We start from the raw sequence: 26,778 nt of genomic DNA, 5'->3' as shown, positions 1-26,778 counted from the left end.
TGCACTATAACAGGCTGACTATAGTCAGCAAAACGCCACGAGAGCGGTGCCCGAATGTTCATCGCTACCCGACCCGTCTACCACCGCTTCGCATTGGTATCACCTGGCACAACGGCCGGATTCGCACGCCTTGCCGTCGCCCGAACCTCGTTCCCGGCGGCAGTTTACTGACAAAAGTCAGCTCGGGATCGTTGACACATCCTTTGCGGCGCGCCTACGCTCAGCGAACACTCAGCCGTTCCGGCCATGCAAAGGAGCTGCCATGACCCCCACGCCGCCGGCTGAGAAGAAGTATCGCGTAATCCAGTGGGGCGTCGGCAATGTCGGGACTATCGCACTCCGCCACTTTGCGCACAACCCCGCCTACGAACTGGTTGGAGTGCTGTGCAATCGGCCGGAAAAGGTGGGCAAGGACGCCGGTGAACTCTGCGGCAAGGCGCCAACCGGCGTGCGGGCGACCAACGATAAGGCCGTCATCGAAGCACTGGATGCCGATTGCGTGTTCTATGCACCCTTGTGGTCCGATCCCGACGAGGTGTGCCGGCTGCTGCGCAGCGGCAAAAACGTCGTCGCGTCGGGTGGCGCATGGTGGTATCGAACCGAGCACAGTCAGGCGGACATCGACAAGATCGATGCCGCGTGCCACGAGGGCGGTACGTCGTTTCATGCGGGCGGTGTCAATCCGGGTTTCGCCGGAGACCTACTCGTCCTGACACTGGCCCGAATCGTCAGCCAGATCGACACGATTCACATCTACGAGGTGGTGAATTTCGGGCGGGACACCCTGAAGTACCTGTTCGAGATGGGAATGGGGAGCGATCCGGCCGGGTTCGAGGACGGCCCGAATCTGTTGGGGCAAGCATGGCCACTGTTCGCGCAGTCGATGGCAATGATTGTCGAGGGAATGGGCAAGACGGTCGAGAAGTACACGACTGAGGTGGAGCTGGGAACTGCCACACGCGATATCTCCTTCGAAGGGGGAGCGACCAGCGACATGCCCGGCTTCAAGGGCGTCATCAAGAAGGGCACCGTCGCGCGGCAGCATCACAAGTGGACAGCCTGGGTGGACGGTAGGCCGCTGGTAGTCTTTCACGAGATCTATACGATGGATACCTTCGATGCCATTGAGCCGCAGGAGGATTGGCTTCAGCACTACCACTATCGCATAGTGATCGAGGGAGATTCGTCCACCGAGCTGATCCTGCAGGGGGCGCAGGACCCGAATGGTGGCTACGCGCTGCCCGGCTACACGTGGACCGCGATGGGGCCCGCGAACGCGATTCCCGCGGTCTGCGACGCCGCGCCGGGATTCATGTCCCACAACGAACTCGGCCTGATGCCGCTGCGTGGTGTAATCCGGCCCTAGGGCCTAAGGCTACGCAAAGTCCTTGCGACGTAGTCTTCCAGCAGGGTGTGGCCCGTCGGCCAGTGGTTCGTGGTGATCAACAGCGCGTAGAGACCAAGCAAGAAGAACACCGCGCTGTTCATTGGGTTGGCTTCCGGATCGGTTTCGCCCCGTTCTTGGGCGAGCGCGATTTCCTCGGCGACCAGGACGATCAAGGGGTGATCCCTGCCGTCTTCGGTCTGCGGTCGAGTTTGCGAAAAGTGCAGCGCCAGAAAGTCATTGAACAACCGATCACCGAGTCGGCGTTCCAGCCCGACCACCAGGCGAACCGCCTCGTTCAGTGCGGAACCAAGATCGTGCTTGGACTTCAGGAATTGCGCGAACTGCTTGGCTATGCGTTCCTCTTCTCGATGCTCCAGCTCCAGCAGTACATGCTCCTTGGTGGGGAAGTGGAAGAAGAAGGTACCGTGGGCAACTCCGGCAGCGGCCACGATCGCACTGACGTCGGCTTCGGCCATGCCGGCGCGAGCGAATTCCGCGATCGAGGCGCCCATCAAGCGCTCTCGCGTCTGCAAGCGCTTGGCTTCTCGTGCCGACACTCGATCCGTCACAGCCATTTCTTTCCTCACGATTGACCTGACTCATGCGAGAGCATCGAGACTAACCAAACCATTATGCCGTGTTGTCGCCAAAAAGGCTTGCATAACTTGGTCATTGTGGGTGCAGGCTCGCCACTTCCGATGACCGCCGTCCATGCTCGTTGACTTTAGTCAGCAAGCTCCATAGATTGAACGCGCGGACGTCACATACGATCAAAGGAGCTCGGCATGGCGTTGGAGCAGTTCCGGCTGGACGGGCAGGTCGCGATCGTCACGGGCGCCGGGAAGGGCGTCGGAGCGGGCATCGCCCGGGTCTTGGCAGAGGCGGGTACGACGGTCGTCGGCACCGCCCGCACCGAGGCGGATATCGTTGGCACGATTGCGGGCATCGAGGACAGCGGGGGCAAGGGGCTGGCGCTCGTCGCGGACGCGATTAGTCGTCCCGACGGAGAGCGGGTCGTGACTACGGCCATGGAACGGTTCGGCCGCATCGACATTCTGGTCAACAACGTCGGCGGCTCCACCTATGCGCGGTTCCTGGACATCACCGACGAAGACTTCCGGCACACCTTCGACTGGTGTGTGACATCGGCTTTCATCATGAGTCAGCTCGCGGCCCCGCACATGCTCAGCGCCGGACACGGTTCCATCATCAACATCTCGTCGGGCTCGGCCCGATTCGGCATCCGGGCGCTGACCGCCTATTGCGTGGCGAAGGGCGGCCTCGAAGCGCTCACCCGTGCGATGGCGCAGGAACTCGCCCCGAAGATTCGCGTCAACGCCATCGCCCTCGGCTCCTTCGCCACTGACGGACTGAAGGGCAGCCTGGACCTGATGCCCGGGTCACTGGAGAAGATGATGGAGGCCACGCCGTTGCATCGGCTCGGCGATGTCGAGGACCTCGGGCGGCTCGCGGTGTACCTGTCCACGCGCGATTGCTACGCAACCAACGCCACTTTCCACGTCGACGGCGGTATCGACTCGAACAACTCCCCACTGCCGATACCCGATTACTGAGTCCGTCGCACCGAAAGCGATACAGTATCGTCCACGGGGACAGTGAGGTAGCGATGCGCAGAGTCATACAGTTCTCCACCGGCAACGTGGGGCGGCATTCGTTGCGGGCGATCATCGGCCGGCCTGACCTGGAGCTGGTCGGCGTGCACGCCGCCAGCCCCGACAAGATCGGCAAGGACGCCGCGCAACTGTGCGGACTCGACGCACCGACCGGCGTCGTCGCCACCGACGACATCGACGCCCTGGTGAACCTCGGCGCCGATTGCGTGGTGTACACCTCGCAGGGCGAGACCCGGCCGATGGAAGCGATCGAGCAGATGTCCAAGTTCCTCGCCGCGGGCACCAACGTCGTCGGCACCTCGATGGTCTGGCTGGTCACGCCGCACCACGCCGACGACTGGTTGCGCGAGCCGTTGCAAAAGGCTTGCGAGGCCGGGAACACCTCGCTCTACGTCAACGGCATCGATCCCGGCTTCTCCGGCGACACGCTCGTGCACGCGGCGGTCAGCCTCACCACGCGGGTGGATTCGATCACCGTGCAGGAGATCTTCGACTACGGAAACTACGACGATGCCGAGTTCACCGGTGCTGCAATGGGTTTCGGGACAACTGAAGACGACGATTCGCCGATGATGTTTCTGCCCGGGGTGATCGTGTCGATGTGGGGCGGTCAGGTCCGCAGTCTGGCGGACAACCTGGACATCAAGCTCGACGAGGTGCGTCAGCGCGTCGAACCCTGGTACACGCCACAACGAATCGAATGCACGATGATGACGGTCGAGCCGGGGCAGATGGGTGCGGTGCGCTTTGCGACCGAAGGGGTGTGCGACGGCAAGCCGGTGATCACCCTCGAACACGTCACCCGGCTCACCACCGCGGCGGCACCGGACTGGGAATTCCCGCCCGAGGGCCACACCGGCGTGCACCGCGTCGTTGTGGAGGGCGAGCCGCGCGTCGAGATCAACACGCATGTCTCGCACCCGGTGCTGGATTCCACTGACGCAGGCTGCATTTCGACGGCCGGTCGCGCGGTCAACGCGATCGAGTGGGTGTGTCGCGCACCGCAGGGACTTGTTGCGGTGGAGGACATTCCGCTGTCCGCGACCATGCGCGGCGCGATGTGGGCCGAGGGTTAATGGGAAACGCGGGATATGTCAACAACTTCCGAAGTGCGTTCTGACGCCGAACTTCCGGTGCTGCCGGTGCCACGGCCGGCGCGGTGCCCGCTTGCGCCGCCCGTCGAATTCGCGGACTGGCGGGAACGGCCCGGGCTACGACAGGCGATGTTCCAGGGCAACCCGGTCTGGGTGGTCAGCCGCTACCAGGACATCAGGGCGGCGCTGGTCGATCCGCGCTTGTCCGCCAAGACCATTCCGGACTCGATCATGCCGAAGGACGACGAGAACAGGGTCCCGGTGATGTTCGCCCGCACCGACGATCCCGAGCATCACCGATTGCGGCGGATGATGACCACCAACTTCACCTTCCGGCGCTGCGAAGCCATGCGGCCGCACATCCAGGAAACGGTCGACCACTATCTGGGACAAATGATCGCCGGAGGTGCGCCGGCCGACCTGGTACGCGAATTCGCCTTGCCCGTGCCGTCATTGGTGATCGCACTGCTACTGGGAGTGCCGCCCGAAGATCTCGAGATCTTCCAGCGCCACACCACCACCGGGTTGGACCAGAGGTCCACCGACGAGCAAAAAGGCCAAGCTTTCGGGGCGATGTACGCCTACATCGAGGAGTTGGTGGAGCGCAAAGCGCGTGAACCCGGCGACGACTTGATCAGCCGTCTGGTCACCGAATATGTCGCGACGGGCCAACTAGACCATGCCACCACCGCGATGAACGGTGTGATCATGATGCAGGCCGGTCACGAAACCACGGCCAACATGATCTCGTTGGGAACGGTTGTGCTGCTGGACCATCCCGATGTGTTCGAGCGACTTGGCCAGACAGACGACGCTGCCGTCGTCGCGAACGTCGTCGAAGAGTTGATGCGCTACCTGACCATTGTGCACAGCCAGGTCGATCGCGTAGCGACCGAAGATCTGGTGATCGGCGGTCAGCTGATTCACGCGGGCGAGTTCGTCATGATGAGCCTGCTCGCCGGGAACTGGGACGCGGACTTCGTCGCCAATCCCGAATCCTTCGACGTCAGCCGAAACACCCGCGGGCACTTGGGCTTCGGATACGGCGTGCATCAATGCATCGGTGCGAACCTGGCCCGTGTCGAGATGCAGGTCGCGTTCGCGACACTGGCACGCCGCCTGCCCGGGCTCAAGCTGGCGGTATCGCCCGAGCAGTTGAGGTTCAAGGAAGCCAATATCTACGGCATGAAAGAGCTCCCGGTGAGCTGGTGAACGAGCTGCGGTTCGACGATCAGGTCGCCGTCATCACCGGCGCCGGCGGCGGCCTGGGCAAGCAGTACGCGCTGCTGCTGGCCTCTCGGGGTGCGCGAGTCGTCGTCAACGACATCGGTGGCTCGGTGACGGGGGATGGCTCGAGCAACCGAGTGGCGGACGCTGCCGCACGCGAGATTCGAGAGCTGGGCGGTCAGGCCGTCGCGGACACTCACAGCGTGACCAGTGCCGAAGGGGGACAGGCGATTATCGATACCGCCCTGAGCACATGGGGTTGCGTCGATATCCTGATCAACAATGCGGGAATCGTGCGGGATGCGCCGTTCGAGGACATGACCGCCGAGCGCTTCGAGCCGCTGCTGGACGTCCATTTGCGGGGTGCGTTTCACGTGACGCAACCGGCATGGAAGGCGATGCGCGAGCAGGGGTATGGCCGGATCCTCAACACCACGTCGGCAGCCGGCATCCTGGGCAACGTCGGAATGAGTAACTACGGCTCGGCCAAGACCGGGCTGCTCGGTTTGACCCGCGTGCTGGCCGCCGAAGGTTTCGACCGCGATATCAAGGTCAACGCCCTCGCCCCGATCGCCTACACGAGGATGCTGACGCACTCGATCGAGGCTGCCGCACCCCCGGCCGACCCGGCGGCGCAGGCCGTGCTGGACGACCTGACGAACCAATACCTCAAGAAGCTGGATCCGGCCCTGGTTGCCCCGGTGGCGGCTTTCCTGACCCACCGCGATTGTCCGGTGTCGGGCGAGGTCTATACCGTTGGTGCAGGCCATGTTTCGCGGTTTTTCATCGGGCGGACCAAGGGCTTCTACAGCCCCGAATTGTCGATCGAAGAGGTGGCCGACCACCTGGGGCAAATCCGCGACGAAGCCGGCTACACGGTGCCGGGCGGGCCCGCCGATGAGATGGCCGAGCTCTTCGCGATGATCCTGGCCGAGCAAGCGGACTGACGACGCGACTCGCCGCGGGTGTGCGAATAAGTCCTCAGCAGCTGAACGCAATGCCGATGCCATCGGGCGGCGGCACCGACCGCAGACAGCCGAACTGCTGGATTCCGGCGCCGCTGAACCGTACGGCGGACTGGCGGGCGTAGTTCACGCAAAACAGGCCGGCTTGGTCGGCCCGGCAGCGATAGTCGTCGTAGGACAATGTGTCCCCGCCCGCCAGTTCGGACCCATTGCCGTAGACGAACGGCCCCGGATCGGCGCGGGCCGCCCCGATCTGCAGGTTGGTCCCGTCGAACGTGACCCAGCCGCCTTTCCATTCGCCGTAGGCGGTGTCCGGGCGGGGCGGCGGATTGGCCAGATCGACCAGGCAGGTCAGCGCACCGCCGGTGTGCGCGGAATCCGTCGTGCACGCGAGCTTGGCGGCCGGCACGCTGAAGGCGACGTCGGCTCCGAGCTGGGTGGTGACGCCGTCGCGGGTGACCGCGTGATAGCGGGCCGGATCGGCGGGATGACCTGCCTCGATCCAGCTGATCACGTCCGAGATCGGCGCGCCGGCCGCTGGTGGGGCCGGCGGCCCCGGCGGTTTACTCCCGGCTGAGACCGTGCTGGTCGGGGAAAACCCCGACACCGCCGTCGTGTTCGGCGCCTGGCTGGGCGCCGACTGACCCCCGCCGCCATGCGAGCATCCGGCAACCAACACCGAGAGTGTGACCAAGACGGCCATTCGCATGCCGACAGGCTATCCGTCACACCGTGGATTTGGCCGCTACGCGCGCCCTATATACGTAGTGTCGGCTACCGTCGGCGTATGCACGAGCGCACTGTCCGCGCACGCACCGCCCACGGCATCGTCGAAGGCTTCACCCGCGATGGCGTCAACCGGTGGCGATCCATTCCCTACGCCCGGCCGCCGGTCGGACGGCTGCGGTTGCGGGCGCCGCAGCCGCCGCAAGCCTGGTCGGGTGTGCGTCATTGCCACGGTTTCACCAACTGCGCGCCCCAGCAGCGCCGCTACACCATGCTGGGTGTCGGCCGATATCAGCCGATGAGCGAGGATTGCCTCACCCTCAACGTCGTTGCGCCGGAGTCGGGGCACGACGAACCGTTGCCGGTCATGGTCTTCATTCACGGCGGCGGATACATCCTGGGCAGCTCCGCGGTCCCGCTCTACGACGGCGCGGCGATGGCCCGCCGCGGCTGTGTGTACGTTTCGGTCAACTACCGGCTGGGTGCGCTGGGATGTCTTGACCTGTCGTCGTTGTCGACCGCGGATACCACCATCGACAGCAACCTGTACCTGCGCGACCTGGTGATGGCGCTGCAATGGATTCGGGAGAACATCGCGGGCTTCGGCGGCGATCCCGGTAACGTCACCATCTTCGGCGAAAGCGCCGGCGCCTGTATCGCTGCCACGTTGTTGGCGGTGCCGGCAGCCGTTGGTCTGTTCGCGCGGGCGATCGCGGAAAGCCCGGCGTCGGGCCTGGTTCGGTCGAAGGAGATTTCGGCCCAGTTCGCGACGAGGTTCGCCGAGTTGCTGGGCGCGCGTCCCGAGGACGCCGCCAACGCGCTGATGCAGGCATCCCCGGCGCAACTAGTCGAGACCCAGCACCGGCTGATCGACCAGGGCATGGAGAACCGGCTGGGCGCCTTCCCGATCGGCCCGGTGATCGGCGACGACTGCCTGCCCGAAGACCCTGTCGTGGCGATGGAGAACGGCCGGGCGCATCGAGTCCCGCTGATCGTGGGCACCAACGCCGAAGAAGGCCGGCTGTTCACCAGGTTCCTCAAGATGCTGCCGACCAACGAGTCGATGATCGAGGAGTTGCTGGCCGACCTGGAACCGGTTGCCCGCGAACGCATTATGGCCGCTTACCCGGGTTACCCGTCGTCCTCGGCATGCATCCAGCTGGGCGGGGACTTCGCGTTCAGCTCGGCGGCCTGGCAGCTGGCCGAGGCGCACAGTGGTCACGCCCCGACGTATTTGTATCGCTACGACTACGCGCCCCGGATGCTGCGCTGGTCGGGGTTGGGCGCGACTCATGCCACCGAGTTGTTGGCCGTTTTCGACTTCTATCGGACGCGGCTCGGCGCATTCTTGACCGCGGCGGCCGATCAGCGCGCCGCACTTCGAGTCAGCAACCAGGTGCAGCGCCGTTGGCGAGCGTTCAGTCGCAGCGGGGTGCCGGGTGAGGACTGGCCCGCCTACACCGTGGACGACCGCGCTGTGATGGTCTTCGACAACAAGAGCCGTGTCGAATTCGATCCGCATCCGCATCGCCGGATTGCCTGGGCAGGCTTCTCATTGGCGCAGTGACCTGGCACGCTGACGTGGCACGCTGAACCCGTCAGCGAAGATTCGGCCAAAGGACGTCAATGCAGACCCAGCCAGTCGAACGACCCAGTGATCTCACCGCTTCGTGGTTGACCGCCACCATCGGCGCCGGCGAGGTTGCCGACTTCCAGACCGAACGCATCGGCACCGGCCAAATGAGTGAGTGCTACCGGGTCCGGCTGCGCTACGGGGATGGGGCCGCGGGACCGGAGTCGGTGGTGTTGAAGGTCGCGGCCAGCGATCCGATCAGTCGGCAAACCGGGTTGGCGCTGGGCCTCTACGAGCGTGAAGTCCGCTTCTACAGCGATATCGCGCCACGCCTGGGCGGACCGATCGCACCGTGCTACCACGCCGCGATCGACACCTCGACCGGCGTCTTTGATCTGCTGCTCGGCGACGCCGTTCCGGCAGTTGTCGGCAACGAAATCGCCGGTGCCACAATCGAACAGGCCACCATCGCGGTCGTCCAGCTGGGGCAGCTGCACGGCCCGCTGCTCGGCGATACGTCGCTGGCCGACGCGCCCTGGCTCAACCGGGATGCTCCACTCAACCAGGCCATGATCGCCCCGCTGTATGCCGGCTTCCTCGACCGCTACGGCGACCAGATCGCGCCGGCGCACCGCACGGTGTGCGAACGCCTGGTCGGAGCGTTCGATGCTTATCTGGCCGCTGAAACACAACGAAACCAGATCCTGGGCCTGGTCCACGGCGACTATCGGCTGGACAACCTGTTGTTCGGCGCCGACGGAGCCGATCGCGCGCTGACCGTCGTGGACTGGCAGACCGTGTCCTGGGGTGCGCCGGTTACCGACCTGGCCTACTTCCTCGGCTGCGCACTGCGGACGCAGGATCGTCGGGCACACTACGACGCATTGCTGCGGGCTTACCATGAGGCGCTCGGTCCTCAAGCGCCGATCACGCTTGCCGATGTCGCCGAAGGTGTTCGGCGGCAAAGCTTTTTCGGCGTGATGATGGCGATCGTGTCGTCGATGCTAGTGGAACGCACCGAGCGCGGCGACGAGATGTTTATGACGATGCTGGCGCGGCACTGCGATCATGTGCTCGACACCGACGCACTGGCGACGCTGCCCGATGCGGTCGTGCCCGAACCGCTGCGGCCAACCGAGGACGACGAACGCGCGCATGTGCCGACCGACGAACCGCTGTGGAGCGAGAGCTGGTATGCCGACTTTGTCGACGCGGCACAGGGATTCGGTGGCTGGTTTCGCGTCGGCCTGGTCGCCAACCAGCAGGTTGCCTGGGTTCAGGTGCTGCTGTGCGGACCGGACCTGCCCACCGTGGCGGTGCTCGATTACGAAGTTCCGCTGCCCGAAGACCCGTGGGTGTTGCGCACCGACGCCTTCGAAATCAGCCACGCCGCCAGCGCACCATTGCAGACCTACCGGGTCGACGTGCGGGCGAAGGGACAGTCCTACGCGGACCCGTCGGCGATATTGCGCGGCGAAGCGGGAACACCCATCGACCTGACAATGAATCTGGTGTGGACCACCGACGGTGCTCCATACAAGTACCGGGTGACGACGCGCTACGAAATCCCCTGCACCGTAACGGGAACCGTCACCGTCAACGGCACTACCTATCGGATGGATTCCGTTGCGGGACAACGTGATCACTCGTGGGGTGTTCGTGACTGGTGGAGCATGGACTGGATGTGGAGTGCGCTGCACCTCGGCGACGGCACCCACCTGCATGGGTTGGACATCACCATCCCGAATGTTCCCCCGTTGGGTATCGGTTACATCCAGGACGCCGACCGCAACGTCACCGAATTGCACACCGTGACGAACCCAAGAGCATTCGCAGACAACGGTTTACCGCTGAAAATGACCTTGAGTCTGGACCCCGGTGGCCTCAGTGGCGATGTCGACATCCAAGGCCACGCCCCAGTGCTGCTGACCGGCCCGGACGGACAGGTCAGTCAGTTCGCCCGGGCCTGGGTCAGTATCGACACCGCGGACGGCCGCACCGGCGTCGGCTGGATGGAATGGAACCGCAACCTCGCGCGACAGACCTAGGCGCTGTGCCGACCGCAGCGGGGTATCCCATCGTGGTGATGGGCGTCTCCGGATCGGGCAAGTCGACAGTGGGCCGCGCGCTCGCCCAGCGGTTGCGGGTGCCCTTCGTCGACGCCGACAGTCTGCATCCGCCGGCCAACGTGGCCAAGATGACCGCCGGGCAGCCGCTTACCGACCAGGATCGCGACCCGTGGCTGGAACGCGTCGGGGAGTGGCTGGCCGATCACCGTGCCGGTGGCATAGCGAGTTGCTCGGCGCTCAAACGCAGCTATCGCGACCGGTTGCGGACACAGTGTCCGAGCGTGGAGTTCCTGTACCTGAGCGGTTCACCGAAATTGATCGGTGCGCGGCTGGCGGCCAGGTCGGACCACTTCATGCCGGCCGCGTTGCTGCGGTCCCAACTTGACACGTTGGAACCGCTGGGGGCCGACGAGCCCGGGGTCACCGTCGACATCGATCAAGGAGTCGACGCCATCGTCGATACCTTCCTGGCCGCTACCAGGGACGACGACGGGTCTTGACCTGCCCGCCGACGCGGTCGCGCGCCGCGTCGGCCAACTGGTTGCCGTGCGTGCGTGCGGATTCGGCGAATTCCTCGCCCCGCGCCCGCGCGTTCTTGGCCAGCTTTTCGCTGCGCTTGCGCGCCTTCTTCGCCAGCGGTCCGGCCTTCTCGGCGGCCTCTTCCGCCAGCTTTTCGCTGCGCCTGCGCGCCTTTTCTGCCCGCTCGGCCACCTCGTCGGCCAGCTGCTCGCCGCGCTTGCGTGCCTTCTTGGCCAGCGGCTCGGCGCGTTCGGCGGCGGCACTGGCCAGTTCCCGACCGCGGTCCAGGGCGAGCTCGGCGTACGGCGCGCCGCGCTCGGCAGCGGTGCTGGCCAGTTCGCGACCGCGGTCCAGGGCGGCCTCGGCGTAGGGGGCGCTTCGTTCGGCTGCTGTGCTGGCCAGCTCACGACCGCGTTCGGCGCCAACGTGCAGGCCGTGCGCGATCTTTTCGCCGAGCTCGCCGAGGTCGGCGTCGAACAACGTGTCGTCGGACCCGGGCAGCACCGAGGACACCCGGTCGGACAGACGCTCGGCTGCCTTGCGGCCGCGCCATCCCAGCGACGGCTTGCCGGCGGTGTCGGCGGACGCGATCATCAGCCCACCCAGCAGGCTCAGGTCTTTCAGGAACTCGCGGCGTCGCTCGGCTTTGCGCTGCGGGTCGCTCTCGTTCCAGAACGAGTACGAGCCGAAGTTGGCCGGCAGCACCGTCAGGGCAAGTACGGCCGACGCGACGCGGGGCATTTTCCCGGTGGCCAGCAGCAGCCCGCCGCCGATCTGAACACCGGCGGTTATCTGGGCGAACGTTTGCGGGTCGTTGGGCATACTGCGGGCCACCTGGTCCGGCAACGCCTGCAGGCCATCCACCGCGGGGGCCGCGGCTTCGGCCGCAGCCTTGGGATTAAGCAGGGATTCAACTCCTTGGCCGATAAAGGCAACCGACAAGAGGGGACGTGCGATTCTGCGGATCACCATGGCAGGGGGTGTACCCGAGGAGTCGGCAAACAAACCGACTCGGCCGCAGTTGACGGCGATATGGTGGAGTGCGTGCGAGCGTTGATCATCGTCGACGTGCAGAACGACTTTTGCGCGGGCGGCTCGCTGCCCGTCAGCGGCGGCGCTGAAGTGGCGGGTGCCATCAACGACTATCTGGCCCGCGAGCCCGGCTACCAACACGTGGTGGCCACCAAGGATTTCCATATCGACCCGGGCGACCATTTCTCCGACCACCCCGACTACTCGTCGTCCTGGCCGCCGCACTGCGTCGCCGGGAGTCCGGGCGTGGAATTTCGCCCCGACCTCGACACCCGGCCGATCGAGGCGGTATTCCGCAAGGGTGCCCACGCGGCGGCCTACAGCGGCTTCGAGGGTGCCGACGAGAGCGGGACGTCGCTGCTCGAGTGGTTGCGGCAGCGCGGCGTCGACGAAGTCGACATCGTCGGCATTGCCACCGACCACTGCGTCCGGCGAACCGCCGAGGACGCGGCGCACAAGGGTTTGAGCACCCGGGTGTTGCTGGACCTGACCGCGGCGGTGTCGCCGAGTTCGGCCGCGCAGGCGCTGGCCGAGATGCGAAGTGCCGGAATCGAATTGGTCGAGGGCATTTGATGGTGGTGCCACTGGACCGCGAGTCCCTGTTGGCCGCGGTGGAGCGCTCGCCCCGGGCGGCCGCCGCGCACGACCGCGCGGGTTGGGTGGGGTTGTTCACCGACGACGGCCGCATCGAAGACCCGGTCGGCTCGCGACCGCATCTGGGCGGGGTCCAGATCGGGAAGTTCTACGACACCTTCATCGGTCCGCGAGCGATCAAGTTCCATCGCGACCTCGACATCGTCTTCGGCACCGTCGTGCTGCGTGACCTCGAACTCGAGGTGTCGATGGGTGCGGCCGTCACGATGTATATACCAGCGTTCCTGCGTTACGACCTGCGAGAAGCGAACGGTCAGTGGCAGATTGCTCATCTGCGCGCGTATTGGGAGCTACCGGCGATGATGCTGCAGTTCCTGCGGACCGGGTCGTCGGCCGTGTCGCCCGCGGTGGCACTGTCGCGAGATCTGCTCAACAACCAAGGGCTGCCTGGAACTGCGGGCTTCATGACCGGCTTTCGCCGGCCGGGCGCCCGGCACAAGAGGCTGGTGCAGACATTCCTCGGCGCTGTTTCGCGCGGCGATACGCCGGCTGCGGCTCACGCGCTAACACCTGCTGCCGCAATCACTTTGGGTGACATTGACCCGCTCGACATCGCCGAATTCGCGGCGGAACTCGCTGGAGCGACCTGGACCAAGATGATCGGTGCGGGTTCCACGATCACCGTCTCGCTCAATTCGACTCACGGGCGCGGCATCATGTTCGCCGACCTGGGCCGACGCGGCACAGCGATCGATCACGTCCGCTATTTTCCGGCCTGAGCGTGCCCTGATCGGCTCGCTATGAGCGCCGCCCGCAACGACGGCGGAGTTCGCAGGTCACTGCCGCTCGTTCGGCCCCGCGTACCGGATGGTCGCATGTATTGCCGAGAACCTGATAGGTGCCGTAGAAATAGCTGTCATGAAACGGAGGCAAGCGATGAGTGTGATACGAACCGTCGGCGTTGGGGTGGCGGTCACCGCCTTGCTGACCGTCACGACAGCCTGTGGCAAAGATGAAAAGTCATCTTCCTCTTCATCGTCGTCATCGACGTCCTCGTCGACCTCGGCGGCATCGTCGAGTTCGGCAGCGTCCTCGTCGGCTTCGAGTGCGGCGCCTTCGGGAACCGCGCCGCTGGCCGACTACTCCAATTTGCTGATCTCGGCCGCCGACATCGGCGCCGACACGACTTTAGGTCCGCCGGAGCAGAACCCCGGCGGCGTGGCCGGGGTGGCGGTGACCTTCAGCAACACCTCCAAGACCCACACGATCACCGATCTGCTCGTCGTGTTTACCGACGCGGCGTCGGCCGCCCAAGGCGCCAAGGACCGCCCAGCCTCCCTGGGCAAATACGTCACCGGTGCCCCGCAGCCATTCGCGGTGGGAACCAACGGAGTCATGGTGGTCGGGCCGTCGCCCGATAACACCAAATCGGTGACCTACGTGGTGTTCTCCGAGGGCAAGGTCATCGTCGACCTGGAGTTCGACAGCGGGCCCAACGACGCCGCTCCGCAGGACTTCGTGATGGATGTGGCCAAGAAGCAGGACGACGCGGTCAAGAGCCGCATGACCAGCTAGTAGCGGACACTCACCAGCAGCGCCAGTGACGCCGCGGACAGGCACAGGAACGCGCCCGGAAAGGCGATGTTGTACAAGACGTGTGCCCTGACGTGAGTCAGCACCGCCCCGATGAAGAACAGCACCAGGCCAGCAGCGGCCGCGATACCTAACGCCGGCAGACCGACCAGCCCGGCGACCAGTCCAACGGCCCCGGCCAGCTTCGTCAACGCCAACGCCGGTAGCCACGAACGAGGCACGCCGACCTCGGCCGAGTTCGCCAGCACGAATTTCGCCGGGATGAGGTCGGCGACGGCGATCCCGCCGGTGGCGATCACGGTGATCACGGTAATCACCAGGTATGCGACGTGCATGCCGATCAGGTCCTTCCTTCGTTCAAACCGTTGTGGTGCAGCTAGTTCCGCTGCGGCGAGCCCGGTGGCTGCGGTGCCCGCCGCGGCGCACAATCGGTAGGGTCCATGGTGTTGTTCTCTGTGATGCAAAGAGCTCGATCGATGCGGTCATCTTCTTGACGACTCCCGTGCGGAAAAGGTGACCCAGTGAATGCAACAACCGAAAATCCAGTGGACCTCGCCGATCTGGCGCAGCGGTTCGACGCCGATCGCCAGCACTTGCGGGCGGTGGCGTATCGGCTGCTCGGCTCGACCGCGGATGCCGACGACGCGGTGCAGTCCGCGTGGCTGAAGGCCAGCCGGGCCCACGGCGTCGGCGATGTCGGCAACCTGACCGGTTGGTTCACCACGATCACCGCACACGAGGCGTTCGATCAGCTGCGCGCGCGAAAGCGCCGCGCCGAGCAGCCGGTGGCCGACCCACACGAATTCGACCGGCTGACGGCTGCGTCGGCGGCGGCGGACGAGGACGCGCTGCTGGCCGACTCGGTCGGCACCGCGATGCTGGTGGTGCTCGATCGCCTGTCGCCGGCGCAGCGAGTCGCGTTCGTGCTGCACGATGTGTTCGCCGTGCCGTTCGAGACGATCGGCGACGTGCTGGGCAGGTCACCGACCGCCGCGAAGAAGCTGGCGAGTCGGGCCCGTTTGCGACTGCAGGGTGGCTCGCCCGCCCAACCCCGCCGCCTCGCCGCGCACCTCGAGGTCGTCGAAGCGTTTCTGACGGCATCCCGCGGCGGTGATATCGCCACGCTGCTCGAGCTGCTGGCCCCCGATGTGGTGCGCAGGGTCGATCGCGTGTTGGTTCCCGACCCTGGATCTGAGGCAGTGGCCTTGCAGGTTCGCGGGGCCCGCGAGGTCGCCGAGGAGACGCGTCGATTCGCGCGGCGTGCGCAGGCGGGCGTGGTCATGTTGATCGACGGGTCGCCAGGCATCGTGATCGCGCCGCGCGGGCGCCCGCAGATTCTGCTGCAGCTCGAGATCGGCGGCGACAACCGCATTCACACCATCGACATCACCGCCGACGGCGGCGGTCCGCGGCGGGCCGAACTCGCCCTGGCGCATTGGCCGTCTCAGACATATCCCAGCCCCATCGGGTACCAAGGACATGGGATACGGCCGGCGGGGGCGTCGGCGACGGGGCGAGAACGGGAGCACGATGCCCGATAAGCCGTTCGGACGGCGCAGTTTGATGCGGGGCGCCGGCGCGCTTACGGCTGCGGCGCTGGTGCCGTGGGCCGGCGGGTGTGCTTCCGACGACGACGCGTTGACGTTTTTCTTCGCCGCCAACCCGGACGAGGCCGCCGCCCGCCTGCGTGTCGTCGCCGAGTTCGAACGCCGCCACCCCGACATCAAGGTTCGGGCGGTGCGGTCTGGGCCCGGAGTGATGCAGCAGTTGTCCACGTTCTGCGCGGGTGGCAAATGCCCGGATGTGCTGCAGACGTGGGACCTGAGCTATGCCGAATTGGCCGCCCGGGGGGTGTTGCTCGACTTGAACGACCGATTGGCGCGCGATCAGGCCTTCGCCGCCCAGCTCAAGGCGGACAGCGTTGGGCCGCTCTATGACACCTTCACGTTCAACGATCAGCAATCGGCTTTTCCGGAGCAGTGGTCGGGAAACTTCCTGTTTTACAACACGCGGCTATTCGCCGACGCCGGCGTGGCGCCCCCACCCGCGTCGTGGGACAAGACGTGGACGTTCGCCGAATTCCTGGACACGGCCAAGGCCTTGACCAAGCGGGACGGATCGGGACGCGTCACGCAGTGGGGTTTCGTCAACACCTTTGTCTCGTACTACTCGGCCGGATTGTTCGCGATGAACAACGGCGTACCGTGGTCGACGCCGATTCGGAATCCGACCCATTTCAATTTCGACAACCCGGCTTTCATGGAGGCCGTGCAGTTCTACGCCGACCTCGCCAACAAACACAAGGTGGCACCGAATGCGTCCGAGGTGCAATCGATGTCGACGCCAGATCTGTTCGCCGCGGGCAAGGCGGCCATGGCGCTGGGCGGTCACTGGCGATACCAGACCTTCATTCGCGCAGACGGCTTGGATTTCGACGTTGCGCCGCTACCGGTGGGGCCATCGTTGCCCAGCGGACACAGCGCTTGCTCCAACATCGGCACCACCGGACTGTCCGTCTCGGCGAGCAGCCGACACCAGGACCAGGCATGGCAATTCGTCAAGTTCGCCTGCGGTCCCGTGGGTCAAGCGATCATCGCCCAATCCTGCCTGTTCGTGCCTGTGTTGCGATCCGTGCTTGCCTCGGACGGTTTCGCCAAAGCCCATCAGAGGATTCGCAATCTCACGGTGCTTACCGAAGGACCCGCTTATTCCGAACCCCTGCCCGTCACCCCGGCCTGGGAAAAGGTCGTTGCGCTGATGGATCGCAACATGGGACCAGTCCTGCGCGGCTCGCGCCCCGCGACATCGCTGACCGGGTTGTCGGTCGCAGTTGACGAGGTGCTGCGCAACCCATGACATCGGTCAACAGATCAGCCGTGCGCATCCCGGCCGCCACGAAACGCCGTCCCCAGGGTCCGTATCCGTCACGGCGGCGAGCCTGGGCGGGACGCTTGTTCGTCGCGCCCAACCTGGCCGCGGTCGCGGTGTTCATGCTGTTTCCGCTCGGGTTCTCGCTGTACATGAGCTTTCAGCAGTGGGACGTGTTCAGGCCGCCAAAGTTCGTGGGCCTCAAGAACTTCGAAGACCTCTTCACGTCAGACCCGTTGTTCCTCATCGCGATCCGCAACACCCTGGTCTTCACTGTCGGAACGGTCATACCGACGGTCGTCATCAGTCTCATCGTGGCGGCCGTGCTGAATCGGAAAGCCAAGGGCATAGCCATCGTTCGGACAATCGTCTTCATGCCCCTGGCGATCTCCTCAGTGGTGCTGGCGGTCGTCTGGCAGTTCGTCTTCAACACCGACAACGGGCTGCTCAACATCATGCTCGGCTGGGTGGGACTCGGTCCGGTCCCGTGGCTCGTCGACCCCAATTGGGCGATGGCCTCGCTCTGCGTGGTCGCCGTGTGGCGCAGTGTGCCGTTCGCGACCGTCATTCTGCTGGCCGCAATGCAAGGCGTGCCGCAAACCGTCTACGAGGCAGCGAAAATCGATGGTGCCGGCGAGATACGGCAGTTCTGGTCGATCACGGTGCCGCTGATCCGCGGCTCGGTGTCGTTCGTCGTCGTCATCTCAATCATCCACGCGTTTCAGGCGTTTGACATGGTCTACGTTCTCAATGGTTCCAATGGCGGCCCGGAGACATCGACCTATGTGCTGGGCATCATGCTGTTCCAGCACGCTTTCTCATTCTTGGAATTCGGGTACGCCTCGGCGCTGGCCTGGGTGATGTTCGCGATCTTGCTGGTATTGACCCTGGTGCAGTTGCGGCTGACGCATCGGCGATCGTGGGAGGCTTCGCGTGGCCTTAGCTGAGGGAGTGTTCAAGCGCAGTGCTTTTCGCGCCGTGGTGGTCTACACGCTGCTGATCACCATCGCCTGGTGCTGGCTTTTCCCGGTCGCCTGGGCGGTGTCGGGTTCGCTGAAGAGGGAGGGCGAGATCAGCGAGGCGAAGCTGCTGCCGTCCCACCCGAGGTGGTCGAACTACGCCGAGGTGTTCAATGTGATGCCGTTCTGGCGAATGTTTTTCAATACCGTGCTGTACGCCGGATGCGTGACCGCGGGACAGGTGTTCTTTTGCTCGCTGGCCGGATATGCCTTCGCGCGACTGCAATTCCGGGGCCGCGACACGCTGTTCGTGTTGTACCTGGGGACGCTGATGGTACCGCTGACAGTGACGGTGATTCCGCAGTTCATCTTGATGCGGACGGCGGGCTGGGTTGATACGCCCTGGGCGATGATTGTGCCCGGCCTGTTCGGCAGTGCGTTCGGCACCTACCTGATGCGGCAGTTCTTCCAGACGCTGCCCGCGGATCTGGAGGAAGCCGCGATCCTCGACGGTTGCACGCCGTGGCAGATCTACTGGAGGATTCTGTTGCCCCATGCCAGGCCGGCGGTGATGGTGCTTGCCGTACTCACCTGGGTCAACGTCTGGAACGACTTTTTGTGGCCGCTGTTGATGATTCAGCGCAACAGCCTGGCCACGCTGACGCTCGGCCTGGTGCGGCTGCGGGGAGAGTACGTTGCCCGCTGGCCGATCATCATGGCTGCCTCGATCATCATCATGGTGCCGCTGGTGATCATCTATGCGGTCGCGCAGCGTTCCTTCGTGCGCGGCATCGCCGTGACCGGGCTGGGTGGGTGAATCGTGGCGTCAGTGAGTTGGGAGCAGGCGACACGACACTTCCCGGGCGCGGATCGCCCAGCCTTGGACGGCCTCGACCTGTTTGTCGGCGACGGCGAGTTCGTCGTCCTGGTCGGGCCGTCGGGATGCGGCAAGACGACTTCGTTGCGGATGGTCGCCGGACTGGAAACGCTGGACGCCGGATGCGTCCGCATCGGTGAGCGCGACGTAACCCATGTCGACCCCAAGGATCGCGACGTGGCGATGGTGTTCCAAAACTACGCGTTGTACCCGCATATGACGGTCGCTCAGAACATGGGCTTCGCGTTGAAGATCGCGAAAACCTCCAAGGCCGAAATCACGGATCGGGTGCTCGCCGCTGCGAAACTGCTTGATCTGGAACCATATCTGGATCGCAAACCCAAGGACCTCTCCGGCGGGCAACGCCAGCGGGTGGCGATGGGACGCGCGATCGTGCGGCGCCCGCACGTGTTTCTGATGGACGAGCCGCTGTCAAATCTCGATGCCAAACTCCGGGTGCAAACCCGCAATCAGATCGCCGCGCTACAGCGACGGCTTCAGACCACGACCGTTTACGTCACCCACGACCAGGTCGAGGCCATGACGATGGGGGACCGCGTGGCGGTGCTGCGCGACGGCGTGCTGCAGCAATTCGCGGCGCCACGCGAGCTCTACCGCAACCCCGCCAACGTGTTTGTGGCCGGATTCATCGGGTCACCGGCAATGAACCTGTTTACTCTGCCGATCATTGATTCCGCTGTGTCGCTGGGGGATTGGCCGATCCAGCTGCCGCGTGGGATTGCCAACAGTGCGAGCGAGATCGTAGTCGGTGTCCGGCCGGAGCACTTTGAGCTGGGCGGCCTCGGTGTCGAGATGGAGGTCGACGTCGTCGAGGAACTCGGGGCCGACGCCTACCTCTACGGCCGGATTACCGACTCCGCGAAGGCAATCGACCAAGACGTCGTCGCTCGCGCCGATGGGCGCAATCCGCCCCAGAAGGGCAGCCGGGTGCGGTTGCATCCGGAGCCCGGACATGTGCACTTCTTCGGGATCGACGGCGAGCGGATCTCATGAGCTCGCAGCCCGTCGATCTGGTCTGCGAGGGCGGCGGCGTCCGAGGTATCGGCCTGGTGGGGGCGGTGGACGCGCTGTCTGCGGCCGGTTACCGGTTCCCTCGGGTGGCCGGGACGAGCGCGGGCGCGATCGTCGCGTCGCTGGTGGCGGCCCTGCAGGCGGCGGGCGAACCACTCAGCCGGCTCGCCGAGATCATGCGTTCGCTGGACTACCGAAAGTTCCTGGACCGCAACCTGATCGGGCATGTTCCGCTGATCGGTGGTGGACTGTCATTGCTGGTTTCGGACGGGGTGTACCGCGGCGCCTATCTCGAACACCTGCTGGCCGGACTGCTGGCCGACCTTGGTGTGCGGACCTTCGGCGACCTGCGCACCGGTGAAGAACCCGAACAATTCGCGTGGTCACTGGTCGTCACCGCCAGCGATCTGTCCCGGCGCCGGCTGGTGCGCATTCCGTGGGACCTTGACTCGTACGGAATCGACCCGAACGACTTCTCCGTGGCACGCGCGGTGCACGCCTCGGCGGCTATTCCCTACGTGTTCGAACCGGTCCGAGTGGGCGGCGCAACTTGGGTCGACGGCGGCTTGTTGTCGAGCTTTCCGGTGGAGCTGTTCGACCGGGCTCAGCCGCGGTGGCCGACGTTCGGCATCCGGCTATCGGCGCGGCCGGGCATTCCGCCCACGCATCCGGTGCACGGGCCGGTGTCGTTGGGCATCGCGGCGATAGAGACGCTGGTGAGCAATCAGGACAACGCCTACATCGACGATCCATGCACGGTGCGACGCACCATCTTCGTGCCCGCCGACGAGGTCAGCCCGATCGACTTCGACATCACCGCCGCGCAGCGCGACGCTCTCTACCAGCGCGGATTGGTCGCGGGCCAGGAATTTTTTAAGACCTGGAATTATGCCGACTATCTGGCGGCCTGCGGCGGCCCGATCGAACAGGATTAACGCCGTGCGCACCCCATCGCATCGAGCCTTTGCTCGACGCGCGCGATGTCGTCCAGCGAGGGCACCTCGTTCGTGATCCGAAAGATCGCGACTCCGACATCGACGATGCTGACCGGCGCTGCTTTGCGCGCCATGAATTCACTTGTGATGGTGGTGATTTCGTCATCGGTGACGCGACGGCGCAGCAGCGCCAGCAGCGGCACGTAGCCGTGCTCCGGCGCCGCGGTCGGGTAGCCGGCGCGCAAAAACGCGACAGCCTTCGATACCAGGCCGGCAATCCCCATTGCTTCCACCTCATCAACTGCTGCGCGCAAGGCGCACCTAAGTAACGTAGCAGCAAAGCGCTCTTTCGCGGGTGAGACAACGCGGTCCTTACGGGTTCGGCGCCGATCTTGCCGCTTTGTTTATGCCCGTCGGGAGGTGCCCATGGGCGCGCCGATCACCGATTTCGGCCGCGGGCGTTCCTAGTATTGCCCGCGTGATGGATCGCTACGGAACCGATGTGCTGGCCGCCGGTCGGCGCAAGCCACGCTCGACCGAACACCCTGCCGACCTGGGACTTGTTGTCGAAGATGTCGAGACCGGTTACGTCGGTGCGGTGGTGCGGGTCGAGTACGGACGCATCGACCTCGAAGACCGGCATGGCCACGTCCGTGGCTTTCCACTGGGGCCCGGATACCTGCTGGAGGGGCGTCCGGTGATCCTCACCGAGCCGCGCCGCGTGGCGCCGGCCGCGGCGAGCCGTACCGCCTCCGGATCCGTCGCGGTACCGGGCGCTCGCGCCCGCGTCGCGCGTGCCAGCCGGATCTACGTCGAAGGCCGTCACGACGCGGAACTCATTGCACAGGTCTGGGGCGAGGACCTGCGTATCGAAGGTGTCGTCGTCGAGCATCTCGGTGGCATCGACGATTTGGTGGGCATCGTGGCCGAGTTCGCTCCCGGTCCGGGGCGCCGGCTCGGGGTTCTCGTCGACCACCTCGTCACGGGTTCGAAAGAGGCACGCATTGCCGAGGCGGTGCGCCGGGGACCCGGCGGGCCGGACACGTTGGTCGTCGGCCATCCCTATGTCGACATCTGGCAGGCGGTGAAGCCGCAGCGGCTCGGCCTGGCGGCCTGGCCCGAGGTGCCGCGGCACGTCGAATGGAAGCACGGTGTGTGCCAGGCGCTTCGATTGCCGCACGCCAACCAGGCCGACATCGCCCGGGCGTGGCAGCGCATCCGGTCGCGGGTGCGGGACTGGAACGACCTGGAACCGGCGCTGATCAGCAAAGTCGAAGAACTCATCGACTTCGTGACCGAGCCCGGTCGCTGACGCGGACGGAAGTGCCAGCGCTCTTAATCGCGACGGCAGGTTAGGTTAGGCTAAGTCGAAGGTCCCGATCCACGGGATGGGAATCGGACGCATGCAAGGCGTATTCGGCGTTTTCCTCGGCACGTTCCTCATCGGCCTGCGCGAAGGGCTGGAGGCGACGCTCATCGTGAGCATCGTTGCGGCCTTCCTCAAGCGAAATGGGCAGTCGACCCGCCCGATGTTTGTCGGTGTGGCCTTGGCGGTGCTGATCAGCGTCGCGGTAGGCGTCGGTCTGGATCTGTTCTCGGCGACGCTTCCACAGGCCCAGCAGGAGATGATGGAGACGGTCATCAACGCCATCGCCGTGGTGTTCGTGACCTCGATGATCATCTGGATGAACCGCAACTCCAGGCGGCTCAAAGGCGAACTCGAGCGCGAAGCCCAACAGGCACTCAACCGTGGCGGCGCGTTGGCGCTCGTCGCGATGGCGTTCCTCGCCGTGCTCAAGGAAGGCTTCGAGACATCGGTCTTCCTGCTGGCGGCCGCACAGACGTCGCACGGCAACCGATGGTTCGCCGTGCTGGGTGGCGGGGTCGGGCTCGGGGCATCGATCGTGCTGGGTGTCGGTCTGTACTTCGGCGGTCTGAAGCTCAATCTCGGCCGCTTCTTCCGAATCACCGGGGTGTTCCTGGTGCTGATTGCCGCCGGACTGGTGCTGGGCGCGCTGCGCACCGCACACGAGGCGGGCTGGGTGAGCATCGGCCAGCAGCAGGTGCTCGACTTCTCGTCCTGGGTACCGAGCCAGTCCGTGCTGGGCGCGTTGCTCGCCGGCGTGTTCGGCATCCCCACCGACCCGCGCCTCATCGAGGTGCTGGGCTGGCTGCTGTACGCGGTGCCCGTGCTCGTCGCCTTCCTGTGGCCCACGCACCTGGCCGCGACGCCGCGAAGCCGCTCCCGGCTACAGCTGGCCGCCGCGGCGGTGCTGGTCATCATCGCGGCGGCGATGGCGACGATGGCGCCCGCCGGTAGCTCGTCGCCCAGCGCGCGGGTGCGCACCGTCATCGACCACTCCGGGCACACGGCCCGGGTGTCGATCACGACCGGGCCGCACGGGCGCGAATTAATTGTCACCGCCGACGGCGTCCCGACCGGTCGCAGCATTGCGCTGATCCCGGCGGACGACCAAACCGTGGACGGCTTGGCGGTCCAGGCATGGCAAGCTTCCGAGCCCGCCGGCGCCGATGGTGCGCCGGCTGTCACGCTGGATCAGTTGCGCAGCATGGCGGGGGGCCGGCTGCCGGTCGGTCTCACGGCTGGCCGCACCCCGGGGCCGTTTGTCGGGCAATGGGCGACGACTACCGCGTATACCGTTCTTACACAGGGCGATTCCGTGATCAGTGCGCAAGCGACGAGCAACCGCACGGCGATCTTGACCGGCGGTGGGTTGACCGGGGCCAAGACCGTCAGTCTTGGTGGGCTACCAACAGACTGGTCGACCACCGCCGCCGAAGATCAGTCGACCGCCGCCCAAATCGCCGCAGGGACCCAGAAAAACGCCGACCGACAGTTATGGCGGGTCTGGCTCCCGTTGGTACTGGCCTGCTTTGCGCTGGCTTATGCCCTTGGCGCCATAATCTCGATGCGCAGCGACGCGCGCGGCCAACAGGAGAGGAAAACGAGTGATAGCGAATCGCACCGCCCGGGCAAGGTCGCGGTCTCGTGAATTCTGGTTGACCGCGCCGACTTTGGTTGTCGTTACGGTCCTGGCCGCGGCTGGCTGCCATCACTCGAATCCAGCCTCCGGCCCCCCGCCGTCTCGACAAGCCAGTCCAGCCGGCGGGAACAACGCTGTCAAAGTAACGATGGCCAACAGCGGTGGAAAAGACGGTTGCGTGCTGGACACCACCAGCGTGCCGGCGGGTCCGGTGACCTTCACCGTCGTCAACACCAGCGCGCCGGGCATCAGCGAGATGGAGTTGCTCCGAGATCAGCGCATCGTTGGCGAGAAGGAGAACCTCGCACCCGGACTGAACCCGGTGTCGTTTACCGTCACCCTGGACGGCGGCTCGTATCAGCTGTATTGCCCCGGAGCGAGTGCGGAATACCAAACTCTGACGGTCACCGGTCAGGCGCCCGCGGGGCCGACCGGCACGGTGGCGAGCATCCTGGGACAGGGCACCAAGGACTACGCGACCTACATCGTGACTCAGATCGGCCAGCTCAGTGACCAAGTAAAAGCACTCGATGCCGTCATCCAGTCCGGCAACCTTGACGCCGCCAGGGCGGCCTACGCCAAAGCCCGCCTGTTCTATGAACGCGCGGAATCCTCCGTCGAAGGCTTCGTCCTGCCGGGTTTCGCGGTCGGCGACAACGCGGGCAGCCTGGACTATCTGATCGACATGCGCGCTTCCACTCCGGTGGACGCCAAGGTTGGGTGGAAGGGCTTCCACGCCATTGAGCGCGACCTATGGCAGGGTAACGCGATCACGCCCGGCACCAAGGCGTTGAGCACCGAATTGGTCGGTAACGTAGGAAAATTGAAAGATGTGGTCTCCGGCTTGCAATACAAACCGGAGGATTTGGCAAACGGAGCAAGTGATTTGATCGAAGAGGTGCAGAACACCAAGATCACCGGCGAAGAAGAGGCATTCAGTCACATTGACCTGGTTGACTTTTCGGGCAATGTCGAAGGTGCCCAACAGGCTTACGCTTCGCTTCGGCCGGGCTTGGAGAAGATCGACGCCAACTTGGTCAGTCAGATCGACCAGCAGTTCCGTGCGGTGCTGGGCGTGCTGGACGGCTACCGCGACCCGGCCGCGCTGGGCGGCTACCGGACATACACTCCGGCACTGCAGGGCAGCGATGCGCCGAAACTGACCGCGGTGATTCAGCCACTGCACCAGAGCCTGTCCATGGTCGCCCAAAAAGTGGTCTCCGCCAACTGATCATGGCTGACGACGAACTGGCCGAACCAGACGGCGCCGAGACCCCGGCCGATAACGTGTCGGTATCACGGCGGCGGATGCTCGGCGGCGCGATGCTGGCCGGTCTCACCGGGACCGCGATCGGCGCCGTCGGCGGCGGGTTCGCCGGCTATGCGTCCGCGACAGCACACCACGGCGGCTCGGATGCTGGAGACGACATCGTGGACATGCGCCGTAGCTATCCCTTTTACGGCCAGGTGCATCAGGGCGGAATCGCCACGCTCCCACAGCGTTACGCCGTCTTCATGTCGTTCTCGTTGGCTTCGGCCGCGGCTCGCGCCGATGTCCAGGGGCTATTGGCGCGCTGGTCGGCCGCGGTGGCGGTGCTGCAGCAGGGTAAGCCCGTCGGCACGGTCCAGCCGCAGGTCGAGGTGCAGCCTCCCACCGACACCGGGGAGGCCTACGGGCTGAGTCCCGCCAGTCTCACCGTCACGATCGGATTGGGGCCGTCGCTGTTCGGTGATCGGTTCGGTCTTGCCGCGCGGCGTCCGGCGGTATTCACTGATCTGCCGCCGCTCAACGGGGACAACCTCGATCCGAGGCTGCACGGTGGCGATCTGTCGGTGCAAGCCTGCGCCGACGACCCGCAGGTCTGCTACCACGCGGTGCGTAATCTGGCCCGCCTCGGCCGCAACATCGTGTCGCCGTTCTGGGCGGTGCTGGGCTTCGGCCGAGCCTCGGCCGGCCCCGGTCAGCAGACCCCCCGAAACCTGTTGGGATTCAAGGACGGTACCCGCAACGTCGCCACCGAGGCGGAGTACGACCGGTTCGTCTGGGTCGACAACAGCGACCAGTCGTGGATGAACGGAGGCACCTATCAGGTGGTCCGCAAGATCCGGATGCTGCTCGAGACATGGGACGTCGACCGGATCGGCAACCAGCAGAAGATCTTCGGCCGTACCAAGCAGGACGGAGCGCCGCTGAGCGGCAAAGCCGAATTCGACGCGCCGAACTTCGCCGCCAAAGGCGCCGACGGCGAACCGCTGATCGATCCGCGCTCACACGTCGGCTTGGCCGCCCGGGAAAACAATGACGGCATCATGATCCGCCGCCGCTCGTACAACTACACCGACGGCCTGGACCCCAACGGCCAACTGAACGCCGGACTGCTGTTCATCTCGTATCAAAAAGATCCGCAAGATTTTATTCGTTTGCAGAACCGGCTGGGCGCCAACGACCTACTCAACGAGTACATCCGTCACATCGGTTCAGCTATCTTCGCAATTCCACCCGCGCCCGCAGAAGGCCACTACATCGCCCAAAGTCTGTTCGACTGAGCAAATCTCGCCCTGGCTTACCGGTCACCGGGGGCGACGGCCGTTAAGGGCGGGTGAAATCTCGCGTCGGTCCGGTAAATCAAACCGACCCGCCGTCACGCACGGGCGTCCGCCGAGCACTAACCCGGGGGAGACCAAAATC

At 65.2% G+C, this 26,778-nt stretch carries 26 protein-coding genes; 21 read left to right on the top strand and 5 right to left on the bottom strand.

Features of this window, described 5'->3' with window-relative positions:
• Positions 1-262: 262 nt before the first annotated feature.
• Complete coding sequence (locus ACAG21_RS12640) at positions 263-1,366, top strand: dihydrodipicolinate reductase (RefSeq protein WP_370496463.1); 1,104 nt, start codon at positions 263-265, stop codon at positions 1,364-1,366.
• Here the strand turns inward: ACAG21_RS12640 and ACAG21_RS12635 are convergent.
• Positions 1,363-1,962, bottom strand: a complete 600-nt coding sequence (locus tag ACAG21_RS12635; RefSeq protein ID WP_370496462.1) for a TetR/AcrR family transcriptional regulator — start codon at positions 1,960-1,962, stop codon at positions 1,363-1,365. The genes ACAG21_RS12640 and ACAG21_RS12635 overlap by 4 nt on opposite strands.
• A gap of 210 nt (positions 1,963-2,172) precedes the next feature.
• Here ACAG21_RS12635 and ACAG21_RS12630 point away from each other — a divergent pair, with 210 nt between their 5' ends.
• Genes ACAG21_RS12630 through ACAG21_RS12615 form a run of 4 tightly spaced genes read left to right on the top strand, consistent with a single transcriptional unit; the run spans position 2,173 to position 6,289 of the window.
• Positions 2,173-2,961: an SDR family NAD(P)-dependent oxidoreductase gene (locus ACAG21_RS12630; protein ID WP_370496461.1), complete on the top strand. Its 789-nt coding sequence runs from the start codon at positions 2,173-2,175 to the stop codon at positions 2,959-2,961.
• 53 nt (positions 2,962-3,014) lie between these two features.
• Positions 3,015-4,097, top strand: a complete 1,083-nt coding sequence (locus ACAG21_RS12625) for a dihydrodipicolinate reductase (RefSeq protein ID WP_370496459.1) — start codon at positions 3,015-3,017, stop codon at positions 4,095-4,097.
• A 15-nt stretch (positions 4,098-4,112) separates the two neighbouring features.
• On the top strand, positions 4,113-5,327 hold the full coding sequence (locus tag ACAG21_RS12620; protein WP_370496458.1) for a cytochrome P450: 1,215 nt from the start codon (positions 4,113-4,115) through the stop codon (positions 5,325-5,327).
• Positions 5,324-6,289 (top strand): SDR family NAD(P)-dependent oxidoreductase, encoded by a 966-nt coding sequence (locus ACAG21_RS12615; RefSeq protein ID WP_370496457.1) that lies wholly within the window; start codon positions 5,324-5,326, stop codon positions 6,287-6,289. Before ACAG21_RS12620 ends, ACAG21_RS12615 begins: the two co-directional genes overlap by 4 nt.
• Positions 6,290-6,323: 34 nt before the next feature.
• On the opposite strand, the gene ACAG21_RS12610 is transcribed toward ACAG21_RS12615, so the two are convergent.
• A complete protein-coding gene (locus ACAG21_RS12610; RefSeq protein ID WP_370496456.1) occupies positions 6,324-7,016 on the bottom strand; it encodes a hypothetical protein in 693 nt (230 codons plus the stop codon).
• Positions 7,017-7,094: 78 nt separating this feature from the next.
• Between ACAG21_RS12610 and ACAG21_RS12605 the strand changes: the two genes are divergently transcribed.
• The 3 genes from ACAG21_RS12605 to ACAG21_RS12595 are packed head-to-tail and all read left to right on the top strand — an operon-like array spanning position 7,095 to position 11,175.
• Positions 7,095-8,600: a carboxylesterase/lipase family protein gene (locus ACAG21_RS12605; protein WP_370496455.1), complete on the top strand. Its 1,506-nt coding sequence runs from the start codon at positions 7,095-7,097 to the stop codon at positions 8,598-8,600.
• A 59-nt stretch (positions 8,601-8,659) separates the two neighbouring features.
• Positions 8,660-10,654, top strand: a complete 1,995-nt coding sequence (locus ACAG21_RS12600; RefSeq protein ID WP_370496454.1) for a phosphotransferase — start codon at positions 8,660-8,662, stop codon at positions 10,652-10,654.
• A 38-nt stretch (positions 10,655-10,692) separates the two neighbouring features.
• The gene (locus ACAG21_RS12595; RefSeq protein WP_370496631.1) at positions 10,693-11,175 is read left to right on the top strand and encodes a gluconokinase; all 483 of its coding nucleotides are present in this window, start codon (positions 10,693-10,695) and stop codon (positions 11,173-11,175) included.
• Here ACAG21_RS12595 and ACAG21_RS12590 read toward each other — a convergent pair.
• Positions 11,150-12,166 carry a DoxX family membrane protein gene (locus ACAG21_RS12590; protein WP_370496453.1) on the bottom strand — a complete coding sequence of 339 codons (1,017 nt, stop codon included), beginning with the start codon at positions 12,164-12,166 and terminating at the stop codon, positions 11,150-11,152. The genes ACAG21_RS12595 and ACAG21_RS12590 overlap by 26 nt on opposite strands.
• Before the next feature lie 72 nt (positions 12,167-12,238).
• Between ACAG21_RS12590 and pncA the strand changes: the two genes are divergently transcribed.
• The 3 genes from pncA to ACAG21_RS12575 all read left to right on the top strand — a co-directional run bounded on the left by pncA (position 12,239) and on the right by ACAG21_RS12575 (position 14,395).
• Positions 12,239-12,799, top strand: coding sequence for a pyrazinamidase PncA (gene pncA / locus ACAG21_RS12585; protein ID WP_370496452.1), 561 nt, complete (start codon positions 12,239-12,241; stop codon positions 12,797-12,799).
• Positions 12,799-13,599: a ketosteroid isomerase family protein gene (locus ACAG21_RS12580; RefSeq protein WP_370496451.1), complete on the top strand. Its 801-nt coding sequence runs from the start codon at positions 12,799-12,801 to the stop codon at positions 13,597-13,599. The genes pncA and ACAG21_RS12580 overlap by 1 nt, the downstream gene beginning before the upstream one ends.
• Positions 13,600-13,756: 157 nt before the next feature.
• On the top strand, positions 13,757-14,395 hold the full coding sequence (locus tag ACAG21_RS12575; RefSeq protein WP_370496449.1) for a hypothetical protein: 639 nt from the start codon (positions 13,757-13,759) through the stop codon (positions 14,393-14,395).
• Here ACAG21_RS12575 and ACAG21_RS12570 read toward each other — a convergent pair.
• Entirely contained in the window at positions 14,392-14,748 is a 357-nt protein-coding gene (locus ACAG21_RS12570) for a DoxX family protein (protein ID WP_370496448.1), read from the bottom strand. The two genes, ACAG21_RS12575 and ACAG21_RS12570, sit on opposite strands and share 4 nt — an antisense overlap.
• 186 nt (positions 14,749-14,934) lie before the next feature.
• Here ACAG21_RS12570 and ACAG21_RS12565 point away from each other — a divergent pair, with 186 nt between their 5' ends.
• From ACAG21_RS12565 to ACAG21_RS12540, 6 genes are read left to right on the top strand one after another with little or no spacing between them, the layout of a single operon-like run.
• The gene (locus tag ACAG21_RS12565) at positions 14,935-15,954 is read left to right on the top strand and encodes a sigma-70 family RNA polymerase sigma factor (RefSeq protein ID WP_370496447.1); all 1,020 of its coding nucleotides are present in this window, start codon (positions 14,935-14,937) and stop codon (positions 15,952-15,954) included.
• Complete coding sequence (locus ACAG21_RS12560) at positions 15,944-17,269, top strand: sugar ABC transporter substrate-binding protein (RefSeq protein WP_370496446.1); 1,326 nt, start codon at positions 15,944-15,946, stop codon at positions 17,267-17,269. Before ACAG21_RS12565 ends, ACAG21_RS12560 begins: the two co-directional genes overlap by 11 nt.
• The gene (locus ACAG21_RS12555; protein ID WP_370496445.1) at positions 17,266-18,228 is read left to right on the top strand and encodes a carbohydrate ABC transporter permease; all 963 of its coding nucleotides are present in this window, start codon (positions 17,266-17,268) and stop codon (positions 18,226-18,228) included. Before ACAG21_RS12560 ends, ACAG21_RS12555 begins: the two co-directional genes overlap by 4 nt.
• Positions 18,215-19,057, top strand: coding sequence for a carbohydrate ABC transporter permease (locus ACAG21_RS12550; protein WP_370496443.1), 843 nt, complete (start codon positions 18,215-18,217; stop codon positions 19,055-19,057). Before ACAG21_RS12555 ends, ACAG21_RS12550 begins: the two co-directional genes overlap by 14 nt.
• Before the next feature lie 3 nt (positions 19,058-19,060).
• The gene (locus ACAG21_RS12545; protein ID WP_370496442.1) at positions 19,061-20,131 is read left to right on the top strand and encodes an ABC transporter ATP-binding protein; all 1,071 of its coding nucleotides are present in this window, start codon (positions 19,061-19,063) and stop codon (positions 20,129-20,131) included.
• Complete coding sequence (locus tag ACAG21_RS12540) at positions 20,128-21,084, top strand: patatin-like phospholipase family protein (protein ID WP_370496441.1); 957 nt, start codon at positions 20,128-20,130, stop codon at positions 21,082-21,084. The genes ACAG21_RS12545 and ACAG21_RS12540 overlap by 4 nt, the downstream gene beginning before the upstream one ends.
• Here ACAG21_RS12540 and ACAG21_RS12535 read toward each other — a convergent pair.
• Positions 21,081-21,368: a DUF3349 domain-containing protein gene (locus ACAG21_RS12535; protein ID WP_370496439.1), complete on the bottom strand. Its 288-nt coding sequence runs from the start codon at positions 21,366-21,368 to the stop codon at positions 21,081-21,083. The genes ACAG21_RS12540 and ACAG21_RS12535 overlap by 4 nt on opposite strands.
• 194 nt (positions 21,369-21,562) lie before the next feature.
• Between ACAG21_RS12535 and ACAG21_RS12530 the strand changes: the two genes are divergently transcribed.
• From ACAG21_RS12530 to efeB, 4 genes are all read left to right on the top strand, one after another.
• Positions 21,563-22,396: a DUF3097 domain-containing protein gene (locus tag ACAG21_RS12530; RefSeq protein ID WP_370496438.1), complete on the top strand. Its 834-nt coding sequence runs from the start codon at positions 21,563-21,565 to the stop codon at positions 22,394-22,396.
• A gap of 91 nt (positions 22,397-22,487) precedes the next feature.
• Positions 22,488-24,098 (top strand): iron uptake transporter permease EfeU, encoded by a 1,611-nt coding sequence (gene efeU, locus ACAG21_RS12525; RefSeq protein WP_370496630.1) that lies wholly within the window; start codon positions 22,488-22,490, stop codon positions 24,096-24,098.
• Positions 24,099-24,105: 7 nt separating this feature from the next.
• On the top strand, positions 24,106-25,320 hold the full coding sequence (gene efeO / locus ACAG21_RS12520) for an iron uptake system protein EfeO (protein ID WP_370496437.1): 1,215 nt from the start codon (positions 24,106-24,108) through the stop codon (positions 25,318-25,320).
• 2 nt (positions 25,321-25,322) lie between these two features.
• Positions 25,323-26,636 (top strand): iron uptake transporter deferrochelatase/peroxidase subunit, encoded by a 1,314-nt coding sequence (gene efeB, locus ACAG21_RS12515; protein WP_370496436.1) that lies wholly within the window; start codon positions 25,323-25,325, stop codon positions 26,634-26,636.
• The last annotated feature ends 142 nt before the right edge of the window (positions 26,637-26,778 follow it).

This window comes from Mycobacterium sp. pR1184 (assembly GCF_041287235.1).
In the GTDB taxonomy this organism is placed as follows: Bacteria; Actinomycetota; Actinomycetes; order Mycobacteriales; family Mycobacteriaceae; genus Mycobacterium.
This window is presented reverse-complemented; position numbering and strand designations above follow the sequence as displayed.